Raw genomic sequence first — 24253 nt, 5'->3', positions numbered from 1 at the left:
TGAAAGAAATAGGGCGATTGCTGCTTTTTTAGGCGCAATAAAGTATTTTAGGGGCATTCACACAATCATATGAGAGGAATCAAAATATACTGATTTTATACTCCAATGTAGAGAGAGGTAAAAATCATGGCGGATGTAGGAGTAGTTATGCCTGTGTATACCCAAAAGCCGGAGTTTCTGCGGCAAGCTCTGCAGTCTGTTCTACACCAATCTTTTACCAATTTTCGGCTGGTTGTTGTGATCGATGGAGCACCAGATATGGAACCGCTCGTGAGATCCATTATTGTCGAAGATCCGAGGGTAACGGTTATTTCTTACGCACAGAACAGGGGTATAGCACATGCACTGAATACTGGCTTTGATCTTTTGTTTAGTGAGCCCAGTATTCAATATTTGAGTTGGGTTTCCAGCGACAATGTTTATGAACCCCGTTTCCTCGAAATCCTTCGGGGGGCGCTAGTTAGAGGTCCACAGGAGTTAGGCATTGTGTTCAGTTCTTTTCAAAGCATCGATAACGAGGGAAAGTTTCTTCACAACGAACATCAATTGGCTACGCAGCGTAATTATCAGTCACAGCCCAAAGAACGATTGCTGGATTATTCGCTCATTGGCGTATCTTTTATGTACAAAACACAGATTGCGAAGCTTGTTGGAGCTTATGGAATGGAACCGGTGGAAGATTATGATTACTGGCTGAGACTGGCTGAACATTGTGAGATTCGCTTTATACCGGTGGAACTGGTGAATTATCGTGTAGATTCTACCTTTAGTGTATCTGCCCAGTTACATTCGGTTGAAAATCATCGTAGATGGAGATATGCCTATCATTTGACCCGCCATCAGGCGCGGTTTCGCAGAGGGATTCCGGCGATGATTACCGTTTTATATCCTGTAGTGAATGCTTGTGCGGATGAAATAACGAGGATAGAGAATCTGTACGAACAAACGTATAGCAATTATGAATGCCGGGTGCTGGATTTATCAACTACACGTCAGCCATCAGCTCTATTGGAAACCATACCTCATCCTGCGACAGCGTTCGCTTGGCTGCCTGGGGCTGTGGAGTCACACGCGATTTGCAGTGCTATTGAGCAGCTATCCACCCCATTTACGATAGTTTTAGGTCCAAAGGTTTTTATAGGAGCGCTCGATATTGAGTACATGCTGGAAGCTTTGATTACTACGGGTGGCGATACGATCTCCAACTACTACACGGATGATCATAGCTTGATTGGATTTCGACACAGACATGTCCCCTCGACCAAAAGCCACTATTATAATGAGCTGTTTCGCAGCGCAGATTTGTATGATTTGTTGAAGACCTCTTTTACCTAAAATAATTTGTGAATGAGTGATCATGATGAAGATTTTGTTCACTTTTTATAACCCGAGTGGTGGTATGCAAACTCTGAACCGAGTTCGCTGCCAAGCGTTATATGCTCGCGGTGTAGAGTGCCATTTACTGTATACACACCATGGAAAAGGACAGCAGAATATCCGTAACATTCAAACGCATATTACCAATAGTGATGACGAGATCAGGGCAATGCTTGCTCGGGAAGCTTTTGACTTAATTGTAGTGTGTACGGATATTAACTTAGCAGAGCGGATTCGAGGGTTTGGGTATAAAGGGCCGCTTGTTTTTGAAGTGCAGGGTTTAGGTACCTTAGATGAAGCTGAGCAGGTCGTTAATAATTTTACAGAGCGCATTTACAGGCTCACCGATGCACTGCTGTATCCGGAAACAACCCATTTGCAGGCGCTTTTCAAAGGCGGATTTCCAACCATTCCACAATATTGTTTTGATGATCCGATCGATTGCGATCAGTTTGGATATACCAATTATCCCGCGAAAAGTTTCCCTATCCTCGGTTGGGTAGGGCGCATTCAAACGAATAAGAATTGGCGGGAATTTCTGCAAATCGGGCAAAGGCTGCTGACGATCCATCCCGAGCTTTATTTATGGATTTTTCAGGATGATACGTTGTTTGATCCAGAGCAAAAAGAAAGCTTTGATCAATTTGTAGCTGAGACAGGGATTTCTTCACGGTTAATTTCGTATTCCAATATTCCTCATGAGCAAATGGCAGATTATATGAGCATTATTGGTGATTCGGGAGGTTTGCTCCTTTCGACCTCGATTTTGGAAGGATTTGGATATGCGGTTGCTGAGGCGATGTTGTGCCGTTGTCCTGTACTTACTACAGATTCAGACGGCGTTCGAAGACTTGTCATTAACAATCACACTGGAAAAATATACACGAGAGGGCAGCTGGATGAAGCTGTGAATGCTGCTCTATCCTTAATGGATGATCCGGCACTGCGGGCCAGAATCAGGATGAATGGAGAATGGCATATCCGGACTAACCTGTCCTCCGAGCTGTATGCAGACAGATTTCTACAGATGTATCATCAATTGATGGGACGTAGAATTCAAATTGAGCGGCGCTGGTCTTAACTCTGCGGTTAATCTGCAGGGTTAAGATGTTTTTTCATGGATTAACAACGAGGTCAGAATTAGTATCAATAAAAGGGTGACAATCATTCCTACCATTTGAATAATATTGTTTTCTATATCTCATTGATTAATTCCTTCGTATTATTCCGGACATTTCCCACTGCAGTGGAAACCGGATAGGCTCTCATTTGATGCTGATCATAGGGTTTAAGAAGCTTTATTAACGAAGTTGCGTCCTGATTGCTCCGGCTTAGCCATTCAGGCTCATCCTCAGGCTTCAAAATAACTGGCATACGGTTGTGGATTTCAGCCATAAGTTCATTTGGGGTAGTCGTTATAATCGTGCAGGTACTTAATTTATTACCTTCAGGGTCCATCCAAATATCATACAATCCGGCCATTGAAAAAATACCCCCATCGCGCATCACGATTCGCATGGGTTGTTTGCTGCTGCCCTGTGCCTTCCATTCATAGAAACCATCAGAAGGGATGATGCAGCGGCGGGAGCTTACTAATCGCTTGAAAGAAGGCTTATCAAGGAGTGACTCTGCCCGGGCATTGATCATTTTACTGCCGATTTTATCATCTTTGGCCCAAGAAGGAACCAGACCCCAGCGCAGTTCCCCAAGTTTATTGCTGGACCCTGTGTTAATGACTGCCGGAATTTGCTGCATGGGTGCTGCGTTATATGTTGGAGCATAGTGGATAATGGTAGAATCATTGGCAAAATATCTGACCATTAGCTCTTCCATGGTGACTGTTATTGTATATCGTCCGCACATTTTATACACTTCCCATTCGGTCGTTTTTGAGGCTAGATTTGTTTACAGCTTGTAATCAGCATGTTATGCTCGAAATATTTCTTAGCTTGAACGGCTGTTGAGGGTTGTATCTTATTATAAACGAAGCACAATGAATGAAGAAAGCGGTGCATATAGGTGATTTTGGTAAGCTCTTGTTTAGCTGGCATGAAGGTAAGATATAATGGTACGGATTGTTTGGATGAGAAAATTCAGAAGCTTTTGAATGAGAATCAGGCTATTGCTGTGTGTCCGGAATTATTAGGGGGATTCTCTACGCCTAGAGAGCCAGCTGAAATTGTCGGCGGGGATGGTGAGGATGTGCTTGCAGGAACGGCAAAAGTAGTGGACCGGTCGGGAACAGATGTAACAGAACTATATTTAAAAGGGGCCTATATTACGCTTGAAAAAGCTCAAGAGGTTTCAGCCACGATGGTAGTCCTCAAGGAAAACAGTCCTTCTTGCGGCAGCACCATGATTTATAACGGAGAGTTCAAAGGGAAGAAGATCGCTGGCAACGGCGTGACTGCGGCTTTACTTAGAAAAAACGGCATAGAAGTTACTTCTGAAGAGAATTGGCTGTCATTATCCTAGCCTATACAGGGAATTGATTACAATATTGTGTTCTTTAGTTTGTGGAAAACTAACTTCTCGCGCGGTATAATTTAATAGTTCTTAAAAACGAACTATTGTCCTATACCCTAGAAGTGGAGAAATGAATGATGAAAAACATCTATTTGGACCACGCCGCATCAACTCCGGTTCATCCCGAGGTGGCCAAGGTCATGCTGAATATAATGACAGAACAATATGGAAATGCGTCCAGTGTACATCAGTTCGGACGTTCAGCCAAGAAAATATTAAATGGGGCGCGCGATACTATCGCCGCCTTTTTAGGCTGCTCGCCGGAAGAGTGGGTGTTCACTGGCGGCGGAACCGAAAGCGACAATCTAGCCCTCTATGGAGCTGTCGCTGCTGTTGCCCAGAAAGGCAATCATATTATCACCTCTGCGATAGAGCATCATGCAGTGCTACATACCTGCGAAGAGCTGGAGAAGGAAGGCTTTAAGGTTACTTATCTTCCTGTGGATTCTACAGGCCGAGTATCCGTTGCAGACGTAGAAGCAGCGGTGCAGGAAGACACGGTGCTAATCAGTGTAATGTATGCCAATAATGAGGTAGGAACCGTTCAGCCGATTCAGGAAATTGGCCAGCTTGCCAGAGAGCGGGGAATTCTGTTCCATGTTGATGCTGTACAAGCTCTTGGTGCCTTACCGATCACACTGCGGGAGCTTCCGGTAGATTACATGAGCTTTACAGCTCACAAAATCAATGGACCTGGGGGGATCGGTGGCCTTTATGTGCGGAGTGGAGCACCGCTGCATCCAAGACTCCACGGTGGCCTTCAGGAGCGCGGCAGACGAGCCGGAACAGAAAATCTAGCAGGTACTGCTGGATTTGCCAAGGCTGTTGAGATAGCAGTTACAGGTCTATCAGAACGTCGACAAAAAGTGCAGCTCCTGCGCAATAGACTACTTGAAGAGCTGGATACGCTGATTGGACGGGAAAGTTATTCGATTAACGGCAATACCGAGCATTTTTTGCCAAGTATACTGAATTTGAGCTTCCCGGGAGCTAGAACAGATGTTATGCTGATGAACCTGGATATGGACGGGATTGCGGCGGCAAGCGGTTCAGCCTGCACGTCAGGATCACTGGAAATATCCCATGTTCTGAGAGCAATGGAGCTTCCAAAAAATATTTTAGGGTCCGCGATTCGATTTAGCATGGGTTTGGGTAATACTACTGAAGAAATTGAGTACGTTGCTCGAAAAGTTGAAACCATTCTGAATCGGCTGCGTATCAGAGACTAGTTACTTCTAGGCTATGATAGGTATCCCGATCATTCGGGCTTTCACTTTTTGAGAACTCGTAATTACACTCAAAGTGAGGAGACCGAGCAGCCATGAAACTTCAAGATCTGATCGGCTTGGCTGTATATGAAGTTGAAGAGGGTAACGCAATCGGCAAAATTGTCGATATTTTGCTCGATTCAAACTGGAATATTACGGGTATTGAACTGGAAAGCAAATCTTTTTTTGGTGGCCATGTGAAATTTGTGGCATGGGAAGATATTGTGGCCTACGGCGAGGATGCTGTCATGATTCGTAGTAAAGAGTCGATTGATAAGATAGATGCCGATCATATACCTTGTACTTTTCTACTTGGAAAGAACAAACTTAAGGATTTAAAAGTGCTAACTACAACTGGAACTATACTCGGACGAATATCTGATGTTTATTTTGACCAAAAGTTGGGAAACACAATAGGAGCGCTGGAAATTAGTGACGGGCTTGTCACTGATTTGATCGAAGGCCGCAAATGGCTGCCTTGTTCTGACGAGATGTCCATTGGTGAGAATGCATTAATGGTTCCTGCGATGAGCGAAGAACGGCTACAAAAAGCCATTAATATTGTTAACGGATAGGTGGAATGTATTATATGAAGTGTCCAAACTGCAACTCCAAAGATATCGGAAAGATCGGTTCCCACCAGTTTTATTGCTGGGGCTGTTTCATCGAATTGACGGTAAATGGCGAGAAAATGTCGGTTTATCAAGTTGAAGAAGACGGCACACTAAGCTCACTGGACGACCTGTTCTCCGGGGATGATATGACTCAGGATTTCCCGCAAATTCATGCGTCGTCTTAACTATGAATCTTGCTTTGTAAGCAAGACTGCTCTATGTACTTAAGCGTCAATTTCCTTTCAGCTGAAATCAGTTGCAAGGTTATTGACGCTTTTTTGTGTGTTTGATGGTTATTTTGCTGCGGCCATACATATACTTATTTACGAAGCTAGTCCAGGCTCTACCGCAGGAGGGTACTCTCATGGAACAATGGTCCCAAAGTAAATGGTTCCGCTGGATGATCGGAGTGCTGCTATCCCTGATCATTTTGTATTTTGTTTGGTTGCTTCGTCCGATGCTGCAGGGGATTTTTGTATTCTTAAAGGCAATCCTCGCTCCATTTCTGGCAGCTATGATTATTTCCTATGTGCTGAATCCCGTGGTTAGTATGCTGGCCGGACGGAAGATGCCGCGTAGCGTAGCTGTTCTACTTATATATGCAGTGTTTCTAACGGCGATTACCGTGATCGCCATCAACCTTATCCCGATGTTTATTGAGCAGCTTGAAGAGTTAAATGAACATCTGCCTGAGATCACACTGCAAGCCCAAGGCCTGATGAGCCATATGAATACAAGGCTAATACCACCTGGGGTTGAAATGGGGATGAACAACTGGTTTTTTCAACTGGAGAATCGTCTGGCCGAAGGGATTTCTCATTTTCTCGATAACATAGGGACAACGATTAACTTGCTGTTCAATGCTTTTATCGTGCCGTTTCTGGTGTTCTATATTCTGAAGGATTTTGACGTATTTGAACGGACGGTGGTCTCTTGTCTGCCCCGCGCACGCCGCAAGTCTATTGTTACTTTGTTAAAAGATATTGATGCCGCGCTCGGCAATTACATTCGCGGACAATTTCTGGTCTGCATCATTATAGGTGTGCTCGCCTATATCGGCTATGCTATTGTCGGAATGCCTTATGCCTTACTGTTCGCCAGTGTGGTGGCAGTATTTAATATTGTTCCGTATATGGGTCCTTTTCTAGGGGCTGCACCTGCCATTGTGATGGCTTCGACCGTCTCTTTTCGATTAGTTCTACTGGTTGCTGTGGTAAACACTTTATGTCAAATTGTGGAGAGCAATATTATTTCTCCACAGGTAGTAGGCAGGACGCTACATTTGCATCCGCTGCTTATTATCTTTGCATTGCTGGTAGGTGGTGAGCTGGCAGGGATGATTGGACTGATCCTTGCTGTACCGTTCTTTGCAGCTGCAAAAGTCGTTATTCAACACTTTATGGCGTTTTTAATCAAACGAAAGCCTGTATAAAGGGATAATCATTGACTATTGACAACAGTTTTGTATATAATGTTGGGGAATATTACTGATGACTCAGTATATAGTTGTTCGATGATGAGGAGTATTAATTCTATACCGTTATTGCAGAGAGCCGGCACTAAGGTGCGAGTCGGTTAACGGAACAGAGTGAACTCACCTCGGAGTAACGGTGCAAGTTTACAGGATATCCATAAGAGATAATGGATGTCATGAATGAACCGCCGTCGCCTCACCCCCGCTAAAGGGTGCAAAGTGAGTGGCAGAATAAAGTATATTCAGCCGCTAACTAGGGTGGTACCACGGGAATTATAACCTCTCGTCCCTAGCGATAATACGCTAGGGATGGGAGGTTTTTTTGTAAATATAAGAGAGTATACGTTTCACGCAATACTTCATGTCTTATATTTCCCGCATAAATGCTTACCGTCCTTATAAGGACACCGAGGGCGTATATGCTTGGTTAAGGAATAAGAAATCTAAGAAGTAACACTCCAAGGAGGAGCAGACAATGAGCGACAATCAAACAAATAGCATACCCGCTACTGGTTACCGGGCGCAGGCTATTGAGCCGAAATGGCAAAAGTTCTGGGATGAGAACAAAAGCTTTAAGACAGGAGAAGATCCTGAAAAACCCAATTTTTATGCACTGGATATGTTTCCGTATCCTTCAGGTGCAGGACTGCACGTAGGTCATCCAGAGGGTTACACAGCGACGGATATCGTTTCTCGCTACAAACGGATGCGCGGTTTCAACGTATTGCATCCGATGGGCTGGGATGCTTTTGGACTTCCGGCAGAGCAGTATGCGATGGATACCGGCCAGCATCCACGTGATTTTACCGATAAGAACATCGATAATTTCCGTCGTCAGATCAAATCGCTGGGTTTCTCCTACGATTGGGACCGCGAGATCAGCACGACAGATCCGGATTATTATAAATGGACACAATGGATTTTTATCCAGTTGTATAACAAAGGCCTGGCTTATGTAGCAGAAGTACCTGTTAACTGGTGTGAGGCACTGGGTACGGTACTTGCCAACGAAGAGGTTATCGATGGTAAAAGTGAGCGCGGAGGTCACCCTGTCGTGCGCAAACCGATGCGTCAATGGATTCTGAGAATTACAGAGTACGCTGAGCGTTTGCTGGAGGATCTGGAAGAGCTGGATTGGTCCGAAAGCATCAAGGATATGCAGCGCAACTGGATCGGGAAATCAACAGGTGCAGAAGTGAACTTTAACATTGAAGGTCACGAAGCTAACCTGACCGTGTTTACTACACGTCCAGATACACTGTTCGGAGCAAGTTACTGCGTATTGGCACCAGAGCATGAGCTTGTTGATGTGATTACAACTGAAGCACAGCGTGCTGCTGTGGCAGAATATCGTGAAAAAGCTTCTCGTAAGAGCGATCTGGAGCGAACGGATTTGGCGAAAGAGAAGAGTGGTGTCTTCACAGGCGCATATGCAATTAATCCGGTGAATGGTGCGAAGGCGCCAATCTGGATTGCAGATTATGTGCTTGCTGGTTACGGAACGGGAGCAATTATGGCAGTTCCGGGTCACGATACTCGCGACTGGGAATTTGCTAAACAATTCGGCCTGAATATCGTGGAAGTCGTTCAAGGCGGCAACGTTGAAGAAGAGGCTTATTCCGGAGATGGCCCGCATGTCAATTCTGATTTCCTGAATGGACTCAAGAATGAAGAAGCGATTGCGAAGATGATTGCTTGGTTGGAAGAGAAGGGCGTAGGTAAAGGCAAAGTAACCTATCGTCTGCGTGACTGGCTGTTCAGCCGTCAACGCTACTGGGGGGAGCCCATTCCAATTCTGCATTTGGAAGACGGCACAATGAAGACTGTTCCGGTTGATCAGCTGCCGCTGGTACTGCCAGATGTAGAGGCAATCAAACCTTCGGGTACAGGGGAATCTCCACTTGCGAATGTAACAGAGTGGGTGGAAACTATCGATCCTGAGACTGGCATGAAGGCTCGCCGCGAGACGAACACCATGCCGCAATGGGCGGGCAGCTGCTGGTATTACCTGCGTTATATTGATCCGAAAAACGATCAAGAGCTTTGCTCCCCTGAGAAGCAAAAAGCATGGCTTCCAGTAGATCTGTATATTGGTGGAGCAGAGCATGCCGTGCTTCACTTGCTCTATGCACGTTTCTGGCACAAGGTGCTTTATGATCTCGGCGTAGTTGAAACAAAAGAACCTTTCCATAAGCTGGTTAACCAAGGTATGATTCTTGGGAATAATAATGAAAAAATGAGCAAATCACGCGGAAATGTCATCAATCCTGATGAGATTGTGGAAGCATTTGGTGCAGATACGCTGCGTGTGTATGAAATGTTTATGGGCCCTCTGGAAGCAACCAAACCTTGGAATGAAAAGGGTGTAGAAGGAGTTCACCGTTTCTTGTCCCGTGTATGGCGCCTGTTCGTGAGTGAAGATGGTAAGCTGAGCACCAAAATCACAGCAGACGGTGGCACTGATGAGTTCAAACGCACTTGGCACAAGACCATTAAGAAGGTTACTGATGATTTCGAGCATCTGCGTTTCAATACCTCAATTAGCCAGTTGATGATTTTTATTAACGATGCTTATAAGCAAGAAACTTTGTCCCAAGAAGCTGCTGAACACTTCGTACAAATGTTGTCACCACTGGCGCCTCACATCGCTGAAGAGCTGTGGCAGCTGCTCGGTCACGAAGGAAGTATCAGCTACGTGGCTTGGCCAACGTATGATGAAGCATGGACGGTGGATGCTGAGGTTGAAATCGTTATTCAGGTAAATGGAAAAATCGTACAACGCGCATTGATCCCGCAGGATATGGGTCAAGAAGAGATGCAAGCTCATGCGTTGTCACTCCCGAATGTGAGTGCTGCAGTAGAAGGTAAAACCGTACGCAAGATCATTGCGGTTCCTGGCAAGCTTGTAAATATCGTAGTGGGTTAAGCGAAGAACGCAATATTGCCCGCAGCAACGGAGAACTCCGTGCTGCGGGTTTTATTGTTTTTAACGGTCTACGGGACTTTGAATAATACCGTCATGCCCAAATAACGCATCCAGCTTGGTAACATCCTCATCGTATTTATCATGGGTAGTCATGATGAGACGTTCGAATACGCCCTCAAGGCTAATGCGAAGATGGTTCAGTGCTTCTGCGGTAATCCCACCACGGACAGCTACACGTTCTTGGAGCTCTTGCGGGGTGAATTCTCCTTCTGTTAGCAGCTTGCCTGTTCCAAGCAGCATTTCACCTGCAAGCCGGCTGATTAACGTCTCTTCAATCCCGGTAACTTCCACCGCAGCTTCAATCCAGCGTTCAATGAAATAGCTCAAGAACGCAGGTCCGCAGCTGGAGAAATCAGAAGCGATTCGGGTATGGGCCTCTTGAATTTCCAAAGGAACACCTATGAAAGACAACAGCTGCAGCAGCACGAGCCTGTCTTCTTTATTAAGCCTGCTGCCAAATATGCACAGTGATGTCCCACTTTTGACACAGTGTGTAATGCTGGGGATGATCTTGGCTATTTTGGACGGCAAAGCGGATTCCAGATGTTGCAATTGAACGGGACTTGTAATGGATACGACGATTTGATCGCTGCGGAGATAAGGGCCGATCTCATCTGTTAAGGTTTTGAATTCCAGCGGTTTTACACATAAAAAAACAATGTCACTTCCAGTCGCTGTTTCACTATTGCTTCCGCATAAGTTTATGCCGGGATGACGATCTTCTAGCTCCAGCAGTTTATTCAGACTGCGGTTGCTGGCGAGTACATCGCACGGATTCAGGGCTCCGGAAGAAAGAAAGGCGTCAATCAGCAGGCTGCCCATGCTGCCTGTTCCGATAAATCCAACTTTCACCTGTGGTTCCTCCTTTCTAGCGTTGCTTATTTACTAACTGACATGAATGCTCTTCGTTATATGTATGCAGGATAGACTTGGACAGATGACAGGTTTTGTATGAATTATTAAAGGAGTTTCCAGCCGCAGGAATGTATGAAGATTCACAAAAAGGCATAAGAAGAATTTTTGTGAGGAGGAAAGTAATATGAATAAAGGAAGTATCGTACTCGGAGTGGCTGCTGCTGTAATAGGAAGTGGGCTTTTATGGGCGGCAGGGAGCAAGGGCGATTCCGGGATTGCCGGGTGGGAGACTTTGAATGTTGGTATGGAGCAAGCGGTTGAAATCGCTGAGTCTGGTGGCGCTCCAGCTGCTGGGGGCAGTGAGGGAGGTCATCAGACGAAGGGAAATAAGCTACATTTAGAGAAAGATGCAGGGCAGGCTGAAGCTGCTGGGAATGCTGAAGAAGGTGAGAAGGTTAAGGAGGCTGCGCAAGCAGAACAAGCTGACCAAACTTCGGAAGCTGAAAAAGCTTCGACAGCAGTTGCGGGGGAGAGAGCAGAAGGAGCGGGCCAAACGCCAATGGCAGAAGGCCAAGCACCAGCAGGGGCAGAAGTTCAAACGCCAAACATTGCAGGGAAGCAAACGCCGGCAGGGGATAAAGTTGTTGCTGCTAAGGAGACGACTGAGCTTTCCATATCAGCAGCTTCACAGGAAGGTAAAGTAAATGTGAATACTGCGGGTGTTAAGGAGCTGATGGATCTTCCGGGCATCGGAGAAAAGAAGGCTCAGGCAATTATGGATTACCGCAACCGAGAAGGGACCTTTCGCAGCCTGTCTGATCTGGGGAAGGTAAAGGGGATAGGACCTAAAATGCTGGAGAAGTTAAAAGCTTTAGTAATATTTTGAAGATAAATAAGAAATGAAGATCGTTGGAAGTGCCACAACCGTTGTCCTAGTGAAAACTTGCGGGGATGTGCTACAATAGTTAACAACTATTTAGAAGGATATGGAGATTGATTATGACTACTGCCTATCGTAAAGACTGGGATACTTATTTCATGGACATTGCCTGTATGGTCTCAACTCGTTCACGCTGCTCACGACGACATGTAGGTGCTGTACTGGTGCAAGGCAAGAAGCTGCTTGGTACCGCGTACAACGGGGCGCCAATGGGCGTACCTGATTGCTCAGAGGCAGGTTGTATGCTCTCGGAGCAATATGAGATGGAGATCGTGGATGGCGTAGAGACTATGGTGAAGAAACAGCGCTGCATTCGCACGATTCATGCCGAACAGAATCTTTTGCTATTCACAGACCGGATTGACCGGGAAGGCAGTACCGTCTACGTGACGGATGAGCCTTGCTGGACCTGTGCAAATATGCTGGCTAACAGCGGTATTGTGGAGATTGTGTATTATCGTCCTTACCGTAAGGATATGGAAAAGGTAGAAGCAATGATGGCTGCCAAAGGCATCGTATTTCGCCAATTGGAGAATTATGAGCCGCCAAGTGAAACGATGATTAAAGTAGCGGAGTAGCTGTATTGTACAACCCTAATTGAATAAGATGGCTTGAGGAAGAACCTCTCGTGCGCTTTTATGGCGTATGCAGAGGTTCTTTTTTTTTATCTTGCGAAAGGAGGAGAATGGAGGCTTGAAGGAGAGACCCTTATTAGGTTTTACAGTGTGTTGGTTGGCTGGAAGTGCAGCAGCGTGTTTATTCTCAGGGATTAGCTTATGGTTGGCGTGGGCTGGATTACTATTTTTACTGGTTAGTATGAGAGTTTGGGTGAACATGAGCTGGAAACAGCTGGCGGTATTTTGTTTGGCGATTAGTTTATCCGCTGGATATTGGGAATGGAATGAAGGCCGCAATGTAAGTCACCTGCCTGAAGCGCTAGGGAGATTATTGTCGGAGTTGAATGAGACTGCCGTGGAGGCTAAGGGGACGATAGTTTCCGTTGTGGAACGGGACGGGGACCGGGTTGATTTCACGATGAAGCTCTCAGAGTTATCGTTGATTACTGAGGAAGATGCCGCTTCACCTGATCCGCGGGACGAACAAGATAAAAGAGTGCATGGGGAGTTAATTATGGTGCAGATCAAACTACTTGCCGAGCAAGAAATCGCTATTGCTGCGGAGTGGCGCAGAGGGGATCAGGTGTCGCTAAACGGTGTACTTGAAGAGCCAGCAACAGCGCGGAATTACGGAGGGTTTGATTATCGGGCCTATTTGCATACGCAGAAGATTCACTGGCTTCTAAAGAGTCAAGGTGCAGAAAATGTGCAAGCAACTGCTCCAGATTCATGGAATCCGTTAATGATCTTACGCTGGAATGATAAAGCGCGGGCAGTTCTTGGAGCGGAGACGGATCGGCTGTTTCAAGCGCGCCACTCTGGATATATGAAGGGTTTGGTGATTGGGATGCAGGATGATCTCGATCCGGATACCTTTAAGCAGTTCTCACAACTTGGTTTGACACATATCCTCGCCATTTCAGGTATGCATGTTGCGGTGTATGTTGGTGTTCTTTTATTTATATTCAGGCGCTTACGGATGACAAAAGAAACCACGCTAACAGTCACCTTAGTGCTCGTTCCTGTATACGTCCTGTTGACAGGTGCGGGTCCGTCTATCGTGCGTGCGGGATTAATGAGTATGATTGCATTGCTCGCTGCACGAGTTGGCATGCTGAAGGATGGACTGAATATTTTGGCTGCAGCGGCACTGGTTATGCTGATTTGGAATCCTTACATGCTGCTCAGTGTCAGTTTCCAGTTGTCGTTTCTGGTGACCTTAGGATTAATGGTCTACGTTCCGCTTATGGACCCTCTGCTGAGCGCACTGCCACGCTGGCTTAAAAGCGCCGTCTCTGTGACTCTAGTTGCCCAGTTAGTCTCATTTCCATTGACGATTTATTATTTTAATCAATTTTCTCTGCTGTCTTTAGTGGCTAATCTGGTTTTTGTGCCCTTTATTACTTTTATCGTATTGCCGTTAGGAACGCTTGCGCTACTGCTTGGACGATTGTGGGGAGATGCCGCGATTTTTTTGGCACATATTACGGAGCTGCTGAATAACGTTACTTTTTATGCGGTTGAATGGATTAATGGTTTTGCTGGTGGAGTTCTGATTTGGCGCTCGCCTTCACTGCTGTGGATCGGAGTGTATTATGTCTTATTGTATGGGCTGTTGTATGCTGCCAGGCTAAGAGTAGAAGCCCGCGCAACACCTCAGTATATGGAGGATGAGACGAGGCCGTTAGCTGAGATTGGTTTATCTGTGAACAAGCACGGCGGGTTTGGGGGAACGGGGAGCGCACAGTATTTTTTGGATGAACCTAAGATTGTACGTTGGAGCGGAGCGATTGTTCTACTATCTGCGGTTGGACTGGGCCTAATGCTGTACAAGGGTTATCAGTCAGAACGTCAGGCGGGTAAAGGGACGATTAGTTACCTGGATATCGGGCAAGGCGACAGTATCCTCATCACTACACCAAAAGGAGCTCATATTCTTGTAGATGGTGGAGGAACGTTAAATTTTGGGCAAAAAGAAGAATGGCGCATTCGCCGCAGCCCGTTCGAGGTAGGGGCTAAAGTGTTGGTGCCTTTGCTTAAAAAACGTGGGATCCACCGTCTGGACGCGATTATTTTGACTCATGGGGATCAGGATCATGCCGGGGGACTCCAAGCCGTTATGGAGGCGATTCCGGTTTCGGCACTGCTTTTTAATGGCACACTCGCTGACCGTGAATCTTATATGGAGATGATGCGGACTGCGCTGGAGAACAATGTTCAACTGTATGCCGTACATCAGGGAATGAGGCTTTCCCCGGATGATAAGACGGAGCTGTCCTTTTTATGGCCGGAAGAACAAGATAGAGAGGGAGCAGCGTCAGGTTCTTCTATGCTGAATAGCATCCCACTGTTGGAGGATCAGAACCACGATTCTGTAGTTTTTCGTCTAGAGATGAACGGAAGAAATTTTCTATTTACCGGAGATATGGATCTGGAAGCCGAGGAGGAGATTGTGCAGCAAGCCCTGCAAAAGCGCATTAACGCAGGACCTGTCATTGACGTTTTGAAAGTAGCTCACCATGGGAGCAAAACTTCAACAGGCGAGTCTTGGCTGCAGTTTTGGCAACCAGCCGCTGCGGTGATTTCTGCAGGAGTAAATAATCTATATGGTCATCCGAAAGCTGAGGTATTGGAACGTTTGGAAGCTAATCAAGCTGCTGTTTTTAGAACGGATCAGCAGGGAGAGATCCAGATGCGTGTGCGGGCCGACGGGATTATTGTGCGTCATAAGTTGGCGGAGGGAGCGGATTAGGGAGGTAGTCGAGTAATGTGATTGAGCGCTGGGTGGTGTATGTTAATTTTCGCAGACTCTATAAGCTCCTTTAAAAGCCCTTTAAAGCCCCTTTAAAGCCCCTTTAAAGCTCCTTTCGTGGTCTTTTACACCACTATAAAATCTAAAACCTTGTTTAGTTGCACTTTGTGCAATAGATCGCACCTTAAAGTAGCTGGATCTTCATTTAGTTGCACTTTGTACACTTAAAATCTGGAAAAACGCCTATTTTTCTAATTTTGAGCAGAAATAGTTGCATGAAGTGCAACTAAATCACTTTATGAGCTGGAAAGATCTTTTTTAGTTGCACAAAGTGCAACTAAACGCTCCATATGAACATATCAAAGCACCTCAGTTACATATTATCGTTGTAGTGATACTAACGTTCACATAAGTTCCTGTTACTTGCTGATGATCCCAGTCCATTTGTTCTAGCACCAGCTGCTCTAAGTATGTAACTGTTGTCCTGTTTAGCACCAGCTGCTCTAATACTGTAACTGTTGTCCTATCTAGCATCAGCTGCTCTAATGCTAGTAACTGTTGTCCTTTCTAGCACCAGCTGCTCTAATCCAGTAGCTACTTTCCCTATCTAGTGGCTGGTGCTCTAACACAGTAACTGCAGTCTCTGTCTAGTAACTGTTGTCACTGTAGCACCAGCTGCTCTAATCCAGTTGCCGTCGTCCTCCTCCAGTAATTATTACGCATGCACAATATATGTAAACGCTTTATAATAGAGATGAAAGATTCTGGTAAACTCTATGCTTACTTAAACTATGTTGCAAAGTGCGGTGGTGAGAAGTTTGTGTCCTCCGTGTTTTGTAGCGAATTAGGAGATGAAGCGATAGTGAATACATATGCAGAATTTAGAGTAACAGCGGAAAGTGTATATGATGTTCAAGTGGAACGCAGTAATCCAATTGGACACGCTTGGCGGATGATCGCCAGGGATCATGAGCAGGTGTTCGGAAAAGCTCCGAACCAAGGAGAAGCAGCTACTGTAATTATTCGTTATGCGACAGAGGATGATGGCTGCCCGGAATGGGCGGAGGGTTTTTGTTTGCGTTTTACAGGTAGTGAAGAGGATCGGATCCTGCATATTATCGGCCGCGATGAATTGGGCATTATTTATGGGATGCTTCATTATAGCCGCCACGTGCTTGGTGTCGATCCCTTCTGGTTCTGGGCGGAGCTTCCTCCTGTTAAGAAAGATGCGATCAATTTACCTATTTCTGATTACAACAGCATTCAGCCAAAGGTGCGTTACCGAGGTTGGTTCGTGAATGATGAAGTGTGTCTTATCGGCTGGAAGGAGGATTATCCTCCGACGGCGGAGGTATGGAAGCCTGTTTTTGAAGCGCTGCTGCGCTGTGGTGGAAATATGGTAATCCCGGGGACGGATTTGCCGAGAAACGGAATTCATCATCAGCTTGCGGTGGATATGGGACTGTGGATCACACATCATCATGCGGAACCGCTTGGCGCGCAAATGTTCCTGCGTGCTTTTCCGGGCAAGCAGGCTAGCTATAAAGAATATCCAGAATTGTTTGAACAGCTGTGGAGAGAAGCCATCGAGCGGCAAAAAGATGAAAAAACACTCTGGGTGCTCTCTTTCCGCGGACAGGGTGATAAACCTTTTTGGGAGAATGATCCCTCTTTTGATACTCCGGAGAAACGGGGCGATTTGATCTCATTTGTAGTTCGCAAGCAATACGATATGATCTGTGAATATGTGGACCAGCCTGTGTGCTGTATGGCGATGTACGGAGAAATTGCAGAGCTGTATAAACAAGGAAAGATCGAAGTGCCAGAAGGTGTTATTAAAATATGGGCGGATAACGGATACGGTAAAATGGTGTCGCGACGACATGGCCATCTGAATCTGCGCGTGCCTGCTCTACCCGAGGCAGGAGATCAAGGCAAAAACGGGGTATATTACCACGTCACCTTCCACGACTTGCAGGCCTCTAATCATCTAACACAATTCCCAACGGATCCGTCCTTTATAGTGGAGGAATTACAGGGGGCATTTGCGGCAGGGGCTAGTGAATATCTGCTAGTGAATTCAGGGAATATTTTGCCTCATCTCTATACATTAGATCTGACAGCAAAGTTGTGGATGGATGGAACAGCAGATGCTGATGAACAGCTTCAGACCTTCGTTAACCGTTTCTACACAGCGCAGCAGGGGCGAATTGCACAATTGTACAAAAGCTACTTCAAAAACACCATAGTATATGGTCCTAATGCTGACGACCGCGCAGGCGATGAATTCTATCATCATCCGGCAAGGCAGATTATAGGGCATTGGCTGCAAAATAAGACGGAGAGCGATGAGCGACTGCGCTGGGCCTCAGGGGATGTTCCTTTTGTAGAGCAGGTTCGATGGTTCAGGGATCGAGCTGAGCGAGTAATACTAGTCTGGTATCTGCTGCGAAAGCAGTGCCTAGAGGTGATGGAACTTTTACCCGAAAAAGAGCGAAACAGGCTGCATGTTCAACTGCTAGTTCAAATTGAGCTGCATTGGAGCGGGTGCAGAGGGTTATCCTCTCTTTGCCAGGCGTATATGTGTTACCAAGAAGAGCGATTTCCAGAGGCGTTTATCGAAGCTTCTCATGCGGTTTGGGATTATAAGGAGGGCCAGCAGGCTCTTTTACGGGCAGAGATCGGCCAGTGGAAGCATTTTTATCGGGCTGATTGGTTGACCAATATTGCCAACACTGTAGATCACGTAGAAACGGCCCGTAAATTTTTGCGGATTCAGGGGGATAGTCCGGATATGTTTTTATGGTATAAGGAATATTTGATGCCCGAGACCGAAAAGCATATCTATCTGGAAAATACGCATCGTAATCCGTTATCAGACGATGAGCTTGCACGGCGGCTACAGGAGAAATTCAGCTCTCTTTAAAAAATATCCACACACCACTAGTGAACGCTTAAACGTTCATCGGTGGTGTTTTTTAATAAATGACCTATTTTTTTATTTTAGAGGGAACTTTTTCAAGTTTGGAAAGTCTTATTAGGCAAGAGGTGAGGCGAAACATGCTAAGCGAAGATATACCATATACAGCAGCGTATGCGCCCGCAATGAGTTTGCGGGAAATGATGGAGGCGTATGGCTCGGATGTGTGGAATTATGCTTTTTTCTTAACTAGAAGTCGAGAGCAGGCAAATGATATCAGCCAAGAAGTGTTTTTGAAGGCGTACAAGAATGTTGGGAAATACCGGGGGCAATCTTCGATGAAAACCTGGCTGCTTACGATTACCAGAAATACGGCCTTCAGTTGGAGCAAAAATAGCTTTTGGCGCAGATTCATAGCTTTGGGTGATCAACCTACTGCTGTTAATGCACCTTCTGCGGAAAAAGAAGCCCTTGGCAATCAGTATGCGAACCGGATCTGGGAAATTATTATGACCCTTCCAGAGAAGAACAGAGAGGTGCTTGTGCTAGATATTCAACATGGATTATCCATTGCCGAAATGTCAGATTTGCTGAATGTAGCACAAGGAACCGTGAAATCTCGGCTCGCGCGGGCGAGAGAGAAGGTTAAAGAGGCTATCCAGAAGGAGGAGAGGGAATGAAACGCAACGCCGATGATAGTAATCCAGTGATGATCGGGCAGACGGATTGGTATGCGCAAGCAGGCAAAAATCCTTTCATTGAAGATGGTTTTACGCCTGAGTTAATGATGCGGATCGAACAGGCTGCTGCGAATAAAAGTTCAGCTTACAAACGTTATTGGATAAATAAAAATGTGGTGTTGACCAGTCTGGCTACGATTTTGTTGATAGGTGCGCTTACCTTCCCTATGGGCATATGGAAAAACACAGGGCCAATCCATTCGTCATCCGTTCAGTCACAAGGCGCAGGCATACTGCCTTCTTCTAGTCCTGCAACTAATGATAAAGCGATAGAGCCTCTGACAAGTCCAGTAGAATTTGAGATTAGCGGTAAGAAATACTACATGCCTTTGCCAATGAACAGAGATAAGAGTAAAGCGTTTGCCGTTGAGACAACAGCGGGAATCCTTTGGTCGCCGCCACCCCCGATGGTGGACTACAAGAAGCCAAAGTACACACATCCTACAGAACCGTTCACTCTTTACCTGAGCTCGAAGGACCAGACGGAATTATCGGCTTCTTCAGCTACTAGGATTTATACTTTACCTCTTTATGCAGGAGGGGCAAGTACTTATCAATATTTGAGTGGATTTTTTGGAGCGGGCGATTACGCTCTGCTATTTACCTATACGAAGACTATAGGTTCAGGCATTATGGAGAATGGTAGATTTTTTATTCTAAATGTTAAAAAAGCAGCGACAGGAGAATCAGTGGTACCGAAAGAGCTTACGTCCTTTGATTGGGAGCTATTAGAATATAAGTCAATAATCGCAGTGGATAAGGAGCATGACCAGATCGTATTTAGTTACCTAGAATACCCGGTAGATAAGACATACCAAGACAAAACAGTGCTTTATGATATGGAGACCTTAAGCATTCAAACACCTGCATCGACCATTGGATTTAGAGACATTAATGGACAATCGTTAACCATGGAATATGAGATGAATGGAGAACTTTATAAAGCTGATATTCTTACGAAAGGTGGACCAGGGTGGTTAGATGAAGATTGGGCATTTTTATCAGAAGAGCGACAAAATGAGCTGTATCAGGAATTTTACAGTCAGACTCCCTAGTAGATAAATCACTAAATAAAAGCTATACTTTTTGATAAAGTATTTTCTTTTGAGAAGAGTGGAGCCGAAGCGATGAAGAAGTTAACGATTGATGATGTGGCTCAAAAAGCGGGAGTTTCGAAAAGTACGGTCTCCCAATTTTTGAACAAACGTTTTAAATATATGAGCGAAGCGACGAAAAACCGGATTGAGGCCGTAATTGAGGAGCTTAATTATCAGCCAAATGGTCTGGCACGCAGTCTGAAGCAGAACCGGACGCATATGGTCGGGATCATCGTAGCTAATATTGACTACACGCTGTCAATCCAATGTATCCGGGCGATTGAGAATGAGCTGCAGCATCACGGAATCCAAGTGATCATATGCAACGCAGATGAGAATGCGGAGAAAGAAAGCAAATATGTAGAAACCTTAATCGCTCGTCAGGTGGATGGGCTGATTATTTTTCCTACAGGGAATAACCCGTCTGCCTATAGCAAGCTGGTAGAGGCTGATTTCCCGCTAGTCTTTATGGATCGTCTAGTAGATGGAATCACCACGCAGAGTCTATTGCTGGATAATGAAATGGCGGCAAAGATAGGCGTAGGGCAGCTAATTCAGCAAGGCCATGAGCGGATTGCTCTGGTGTCCCTCCCAATTGGGGAGCATGCGATTACTCCTCGCAAAGAGCGGATTAGTGGCTACAAAAAAGCGATGGAAGAAGCGGGCATAACGCTGCGTGAGGAGTATATTTGCAGTGTATCCAAAGAGGAATTAGCTTCGGGGCTGGAACACTTATTAGCACTGCCGGAGCCACCAACTGCACTGCTGGCTACGAACGACATCACACTAGCGGAAATTCTGAAATATGCGAATCGAAATGCCATCTCTATTCCAGAACAGTTGTCGGTCATCGGGATAGATGATGCGGAATTCGCGCAAATTTATAATCCGGTCATTACGACAATCCGTCAGCCTGCTTACGAGATGGGGATGCAGGCTGCCAAGATTATACTCTCTTGTATCGAGGATAAGGGAGCTTCTGTTCCAATTACATACCGTTTCCCGCCGACCTTGCAGCAAGGGCAGTCGGTGAAGTCTTACAAATAAGTTTGAACTATAAAAAGGGGAGTGCCCAGCAGCTATTTCTTAGCTTGCTGGGCACTCCCCTTTTATTGGACCTAACTTTATCTAAACACTAAACTTGGGTTTGATTGGTAATATTTTCGCGTAAGAAGTCGCTATCGGACTCAGCTGACCTTATATGCACTATAATCCCATATTTGGAGTGCTATCGGACCCCATCGCAGCTATCGGCATGGAAAACATGCTAAATGCTCTTTTTCATAAGGAATAGTGTCACTGGAGTCCGAAACTACGCCGCAAAGGTGAAAAAATTGCAAATAGCGTCTTCTGGGTCCGAAAGCCCTGAGGTACGTGATTACACTGCTGAAGCATAGCAATAGCAATAGCAATAGCAAATAGCATAGCCATAGCATAGCAATAGCAGCCAATCAGCGACCCAAAAAGACACAGAGCAGCGCTCCCCCAATAACAGGAGAATCGCTGCTCTGTGTCTTTTTGCAATTATTAGACTTCTTGTTGCATAAACTTCGCAAGTTCCTCACGGGTGGGAAGTCCGTCCATATCGCCTGGCGACATGACGGCTAACGCACCGATCGCATTGCCGCGTTTGACGGCCTCAGCAATCGGAAGCTTTTCCAGCATCGCACTGATTACGCCAACCGCAAATCCATCACCTGCACCCACCGTATCAACAACCTGCTCCACCTTGAATCCGTCCACGTAACCTTCCCCAGCAGAGGATTTATAGTAAGCGCCTTCAGGGCCAAGCTTGATGACGACTAAGCTTACGCCACGCTCCAGGTAATAGTCTGCAATCTCTTCGGGTGTGCTCAGTCCGGTAAGGATTTTACCTTCACCGAGTCCCGGCAGGAACCAGTCGCAGCGTGTAGCCAGATCATTGATGGTACTCACCATTGTTTCTGTATCCGGCCATAAGCTGGGACGCAGATTAGGATCCAGAGAGATCGTCTTTCCTTTACTCTTCATAAATTCCATAGCGTGAATAGAAAATTCATGACAGCTCTTGGACAAAGCGGCGGAGATACTTGTAACATGCAGATGTCCTGCGGAGTTGAAGTAAGCCTCGTCGAAATCCTCCAGACTAAGCGTGGAGGCCGCGGAGTTTTTGCGGAAGTATTCGACCTTTGGATCGCCGGTAACCACTTTCGATTTGATAAGCATACCTGTTGAATACTCTTTAGTAAAAGTAATATTGTCCGTATTAATGTTCTCGTTCTTCATCGCCTGTGCAATGAATGTGCCAAAGTTATCTTCGCCAAGCTTCGTAACATAACCTGTAGGATGATTCAAACGCGACAAGCCTGTAGCCACGTTGCTTTCTGCACCTGCTAATGCTTTGGAGAACGAAAATACTTCATGCAGAGGACCGGCCTCATTCGCATAAAACATCGCCATCGGCTCCCCGAAAGTGACGGCATCCAGCTGTTTACTCATTTTTAGTTCCTCCTAGGGTAATGATTTTATCCCAGTATAATGATTTGTAATTTGAAATTATCACATAAATCGGTTTTGTGCAATAAAAGAATAATTGTTAACCAAAAAACTTTTTTCGTAAAAAGAAAATAATGTTTCCATAAACCCTTGTTTTATAAAGGTTTTTCTTAGATTTTATTACTTATTTGCACCTGATGTAATAAAAATGTATTGACTGTTAATCGTATTGTTATTACTATTTCCTTATAGAACAAAACGCAATAATTAGTAAATTTAATAAAAAAGTTTATCTAAAAAAGTATTTCCTGTTTATCTATGATCGTACCAAGAGAAAGGGAGTCTACTGATGAAGAAAATGAAAGTATTGCAGAATGTGGCATCCGTCGGGGTTGTAGCGGTTATTCGAGCAGATAGTGCTGAGGAAGCTTTTAAGATGTCCGTTGCTTGTATAGAAGGCGGTCTAAATAATATTGAGGTAACTTTTACTACACCAGACGCGGATGTGGCGATTAAGAGATTGGTTGCTGAGTACGGAGGTCGTGCGGTGATTGGCGCCGGAACTGTCTTGGACCCCTTAACAGCTAGAATAGCCATTCTTGCAGGTTCAGAGTTTGTGGTTAGTCCCTCTTTTGAAGTGGAGACAGCTAAGATGTGTAATCTTTATGGCATTCCCTATATGCCTGGTTGCATGACATTAAATGAAATGAAGGAAGCGCTGAAGTACGGCGTGGATGTGCTTAAATTGTTCCCTGGCAGTGCTTTCGGGCCGGATTATGTAAAAGCGGTTAAAGGTCCTATGCCACATGTAAATATTATGCCGACCGGTGGCGTGGATTTGAACAATATGGAGAAGTGGATTGCAAACGGCTGCATGGCTGTGGGCATTGGGGGGAATTTGACTGCACCGGCGAAGAATGGCCGATACGATCAGATTACTGATCTTGCTGCCCAATATGTGGCGAAGTTTAAAGAGATAAAAGGGATTTAATGTATAGTTTGAACGGAGATTGAAATCCTGATTTGCGTTTTTATTTATAGGCTGTGTGGCTGACAGACGTTGGCCATGCAGCCTTTTTATGTTGATTTTCTTTGAGCTGTCAATATTCCTTTTATTCTATGCTTTTTAGAAAGTATAGAATCGGGATAAAGATAATAAACTATATAATAGAAGAGTAGTGATACATGGACTGAACGTCAGGATTTATTATCCAGCCGGGAGTGAGTATATGCCTGCTTATAATGATAAAAAGCTGTATCAAGCAGCGGATGAAGATGATGCTGAGTACGTAGAAATTGAGTCGGCATTCCATGGTTGTAAGGTGACGGAAGGGCAGATCTACAGATTAGAGCGCAATTACAATAACCCTCAATTATTTGAGAATGGAGAAGCCTATGTGGTGGATGATGAGACTAGGGAAAACTACGCGGTCTTCATGCTCTGCAAAATTGCGCTCTATAAATAGAGTTTCTTGCTCGATACCGGAGGGTAATATTTAAGACAGACGGCTTCATTTCCGACAAGGGGATAGGCCGTTTCTTTTGATGTCATTTTTGTTACTAAGATAGTGAAAAAGAGTATTTGAATGATTGTTGTTTCCCCTGTATGCTT

At 45.4% G+C, this 24253-nt stretch carries 20 protein-coding genes; 17 read left to right on the top strand and 3 right to left on the bottom strand.

Annotation, left to right across the window (positions count from 1 at the left end; genetic code table 11):
* Positions 1-126: 126 nt before the first annotated feature.
* Positions 127-1335 carry a glycosyltransferase gene (locus NST94_RS23170; protein WP_076185497.1) on the top strand — a complete coding sequence of 403 codons (1209 nt, stop codon included), beginning with the start codon at positions 127-129 and terminating at the stop codon, positions 1333-1335.
* Between the two features lie 64 nt (positions 1336-1399).
* Entirely contained in the window at positions 1400-2458 is a 1059-nt protein-coding gene (locus tag NST94_RS23165; RefSeq protein ID WP_254849017.1) for a glycosyltransferase family 4 protein, read from the top strand.
* Between the two features lie 113 nt (positions 2459-2571).
* Here NST94_RS23165 and NST94_RS23160 read toward each other — a convergent pair whose 3' ends face one another.
* Positions 2572-3240 (bottom strand): SOS response-associated peptidase, encoded by a 669-nt coding sequence (locus NST94_RS23160; RefSeq protein WP_339281329.1) that lies wholly within the window; start codon positions 3238-3240, stop codon positions 2572-2574.
* Between the two features lie 156 nt (positions 3241-3396).
* On the opposite strand from NST94_RS23160, the gene NST94_RS23155 reads away from it, so the two are divergent.
* The 6 genes from NST94_RS23155 (at position 3397) to leuS (ending at position 10185) form a co-directional block, all read left to right on the top strand.
* Positions 3397-3852: a DUF523 domain-containing protein gene (locus NST94_RS23155; protein ID WP_076129681.1), complete on the top strand. Its 456-nt coding sequence runs from the start codon at positions 3397-3399 to the stop codon at positions 3850-3852.
* A 128-nt stretch (positions 3853-3980) separates the two neighbouring features.
* Positions 3981-5132: a cysteine desulfurase family protein gene (locus tag NST94_RS23150; RefSeq protein ID WP_339282157.1), complete on the top strand. Its 1152-nt coding sequence runs from the start codon at positions 3981-3983 to the stop codon at positions 5130-5132.
* 92 nt (positions 5133-5224) lie between these two features.
* A complete protein-coding gene (locus NST94_RS23145) occupies positions 5225-5746 on the top strand; it encodes a PRC-barrel domain-containing protein (RefSeq protein WP_036677560.1) in 522 nt (173 codons plus the stop codon).
* A 14-nt stretch (positions 5747-5760) separates the two neighbouring features.
* Entirely contained in the window at positions 5761-5970 is a 210-nt protein-coding gene (locus NST94_RS23140) for a hypothetical protein (RefSeq protein ID WP_036677557.1), read from the top strand.
* Positions 5971-6149: 179 nt separating this feature from the next.
* Entirely contained in the window at positions 6150-7217 is a 1068-nt protein-coding gene (locus tag NST94_RS23135) for an AI-2E family transporter (RefSeq protein WP_036677553.1), read from the top strand.
* Positions 7218-7734: 517 nt separating this feature from the next.
* On the top strand, positions 7735-10185 hold the full coding sequence (gene leuS / locus NST94_RS23130) for a leucine--tRNA ligase (protein WP_076129683.1): 2451 nt from the start codon (positions 7735-7737) through the stop codon (positions 10183-10185).
* A 60-nt stretch (positions 10186-10245) separates the two neighbouring features.
* Here the strand turns inward: leuS and comER are convergent, their stop codons facing one another.
* The gene (gene comER / locus NST94_RS23125) at positions 10246-11097 is read right to left on the bottom strand and encodes a late competence protein ComER (protein ID WP_036677548.1); all 852 of its coding nucleotides are present in this window, start codon (positions 11095-11097) and stop codon (positions 10246-10248) included.
* A 187-nt stretch (positions 11098-11284) separates the two neighbouring features.
* Here comER and NST94_RS23120 point away from each other — a divergent pair, with 187 nt between their 5' ends.
* From NST94_RS23120 to NST94_RS23090, 7 genes are all read left to right on the top strand, one after another.
* Positions 11285-11986, top strand: a complete 702-nt coding sequence (locus tag NST94_RS23120) for a ComEA family DNA-binding protein (RefSeq protein WP_339281328.1) — start codon at positions 11285-11287, stop codon at positions 11984-11986.
* Between the two features lie 113 nt (positions 11987-12099).
* Positions 12100-12618, top strand: coding sequence for a dCMP deaminase family protein (locus NST94_RS23115; protein ID WP_076137388.1), 519 nt, complete (start codon positions 12100-12102; stop codon positions 12616-12618).
* Between the two features lie 115 nt (positions 12619-12733).
* Positions 12734-15409, top strand: a complete 2676-nt coding sequence (locus tag NST94_RS23110; RefSeq protein WP_339281327.1) for a ComEC/Rec2 family competence protein — start codon at positions 12734-12736, stop codon at positions 15407-15409.
* Between the two features lie 862 nt (positions 15410-16271).
* Positions 16272-18335 carry a glycosyl hydrolase 115 family protein gene (locus NST94_RS23105; RefSeq protein ID WP_339281326.1) on the top strand — a complete coding sequence of 688 codons (2064 nt, stop codon included), beginning with the start codon at positions 16272-16274 and terminating at the stop codon, positions 18333-18335.
* Between the two features lie 179 nt (positions 18336-18514).
* Positions 18515-19009 carry an RNA polymerase sigma factor gene (locus NST94_RS23100; RefSeq protein ID WP_248549489.1) on the top strand — a complete coding sequence of 165 codons (495 nt, stop codon included), beginning with the start codon at positions 18515-18517 and terminating at the stop codon, positions 19007-19009.
* Complete coding sequence (locus NST94_RS23095) at positions 19006-20124, top strand: hypothetical protein (RefSeq protein ID WP_076179377.1); 1119 nt, start codon at positions 19006-19008, stop codon at positions 20122-20124. The genes NST94_RS23100 and NST94_RS23095 overlap by 4 nt, the downstream gene beginning before the upstream one ends.
* Positions 20125-20196: 72 nt before the next feature.
* Complete coding sequence (locus NST94_RS23090; RefSeq protein WP_076179378.1) at positions 20197-21213, top strand: LacI family DNA-binding transcriptional regulator; 1017 nt, start codon at positions 20197-20199, stop codon at positions 21211-21213.
* Positions 21214-21693: 480 nt separating this feature from the next.
* Here NST94_RS23090 and NST94_RS23085 read toward each other — a convergent pair whose 3' ends face one another.
* Entirely contained in the window at positions 21694-22644 is a 951-nt protein-coding gene (locus tag NST94_RS23085) for a sugar kinase (protein ID WP_076179379.1), read from the bottom strand.
* 346 nt (positions 22645-22990) lie between these two features.
* On the opposite strand from NST94_RS23085, the gene NST94_RS23080 reads away from it, so the two are divergent.
* Both NST94_RS23080 and NST94_RS23075 read left to right on the top strand, forming a co-directional pair.
* A complete protein-coding gene (locus NST94_RS23080) occupies positions 22991-23632 on the top strand; it encodes a bifunctional 2-keto-4-hydroxyglutarate aldolase/2-keto-3-deoxy-6-phosphogluconate aldolase (protein ID WP_339188183.1) in 642 nt (213 codons plus the stop codon).
* A 238-nt stretch (positions 23633-23870) separates the two neighbouring features.
* A complete protein-coding gene (locus NST94_RS23075; RefSeq protein ID WP_038572950.1) occupies positions 23871-24107 on the top strand; it encodes a hypothetical protein in 237 nt (78 codons plus the stop codon).
* Positions 24108-24253: the final 146 nt, after the last annotated feature.

This window comes from Paenibacillus sp. FSL H8-0282 (assembly GCF_037963825.1).
Classification (GTDB): Bacteria; Bacillota; Bacilli; order Paenibacillales; family Paenibacillaceae; genus Paenibacillus_AQ; species Paenibacillus_AQ odorifer.
This window is presented reverse-complemented; position numbering and strand designations above follow the sequence as displayed.

Bases quoted from the DNA above. Each gene is read 5' to 3' on its own strand.
- NST94_RS23170 (WP_076185497.1), top strand. From the start codon at position 127: ATGGCGGATGTAGGAGTAGTTATGCCTGTGTATACCCAAAAGCCGGAG.
- NST94_RS23165 (WP_254849017.1), top strand. From the start codon at position 1,400: ATGCAAACTCTGAACCGAGTTCGCTGCCAAGCGTTATATGCTCGCGGT.
- NST94_RS23160 (WP_339281329.1), bottom strand. From the start codon at position 3,240: ATGTGCGGACGATATACAATAACAGTCACCATGGAAGAGCTAATGGTC.
- NST94_RS23150 (WP_339282157.1), top strand. From the start codon at position 3,981: ATGAAAAACATCTATTTGGACCACGCCGCATCAACTCCGGTTCATCCC.
- NST94_RS23145 (WP_036677560.1), top strand. From the start codon at position 5,225: ATGAAACTTCAAGATCTGATCGGCTTGGCTGTATATGAAGTTGAAGAG.
- NST94_RS23140 (WP_036677557.1), top strand. From the start codon at position 5,761: ATGAAGTGTCCAAACTGCAACTCCAAAGATATCGGAAAGATCGGTTCC.
- NST94_RS23135 (WP_036677553.1), top strand. From the start codon at position 6,150: ATGGAACAATGGTCCCAAAGTAAATGGTTCCGCTGGATGATCGGAGTG.
- leuS (WP_076129683.1), top strand. From the start codon at position 7,735: ATGAGCGACAATCAAACAAATAGCATACCCGCTACTGGTTACCGGGCG.
- NST94_RS23120 (WP_339281328.1), top strand. From the start codon at position 11,285: ATGAATAAAGGAAGTATCGTACTCGGAGTGGCTGCTGCTGTAATAGGA.
- NST94_RS23115 (WP_076137388.1), top strand. From the start codon at position 12,100: ATGACTACTGCCTATCGTAAAGACTGGGATACTTATTTCATGGACATT.
- NST94_RS23100 (WP_248549489.1), top strand. From the start codon at position 18,515: ATGAGTTTGCGGGAAATGATGGAGGCGTATGGCTCGGATGTGTGGAAT.
- NST94_RS23095 (WP_076179377.1), top strand. From the start codon at position 19,006: ATGAAACGCAACGCCGATGATAGTAATCCAGTGATGATCGGGCAGACG.
- NST94_RS23090 (WP_076179378.1), top strand. From the start codon at position 20,197: ATGAAGAAGTTAACGATTGATGATGTGGCTCAAAAAGCGGGAGTTTCG.
- NST94_RS23085 (WP_076179379.1), bottom strand. From the start codon at position 22,644: ATGAGTAAACAGCTGGATGCCGTCACTTTCGGGGAGCCGATGGCGATG.
- NST94_RS23080 (WP_339188183.1), top strand. From the start codon at position 22,991: ATGAAGAAAATGAAAGTATTGCAGAATGTGGCATCCGTCGGGGTTGTA.
- NST94_RS23075 (WP_038572950.1), top strand. From the start codon at position 23,871: ATGCCTGCTTATAATGATAAAAAGCTGTATCAAGCAGCGGATGAAGAT.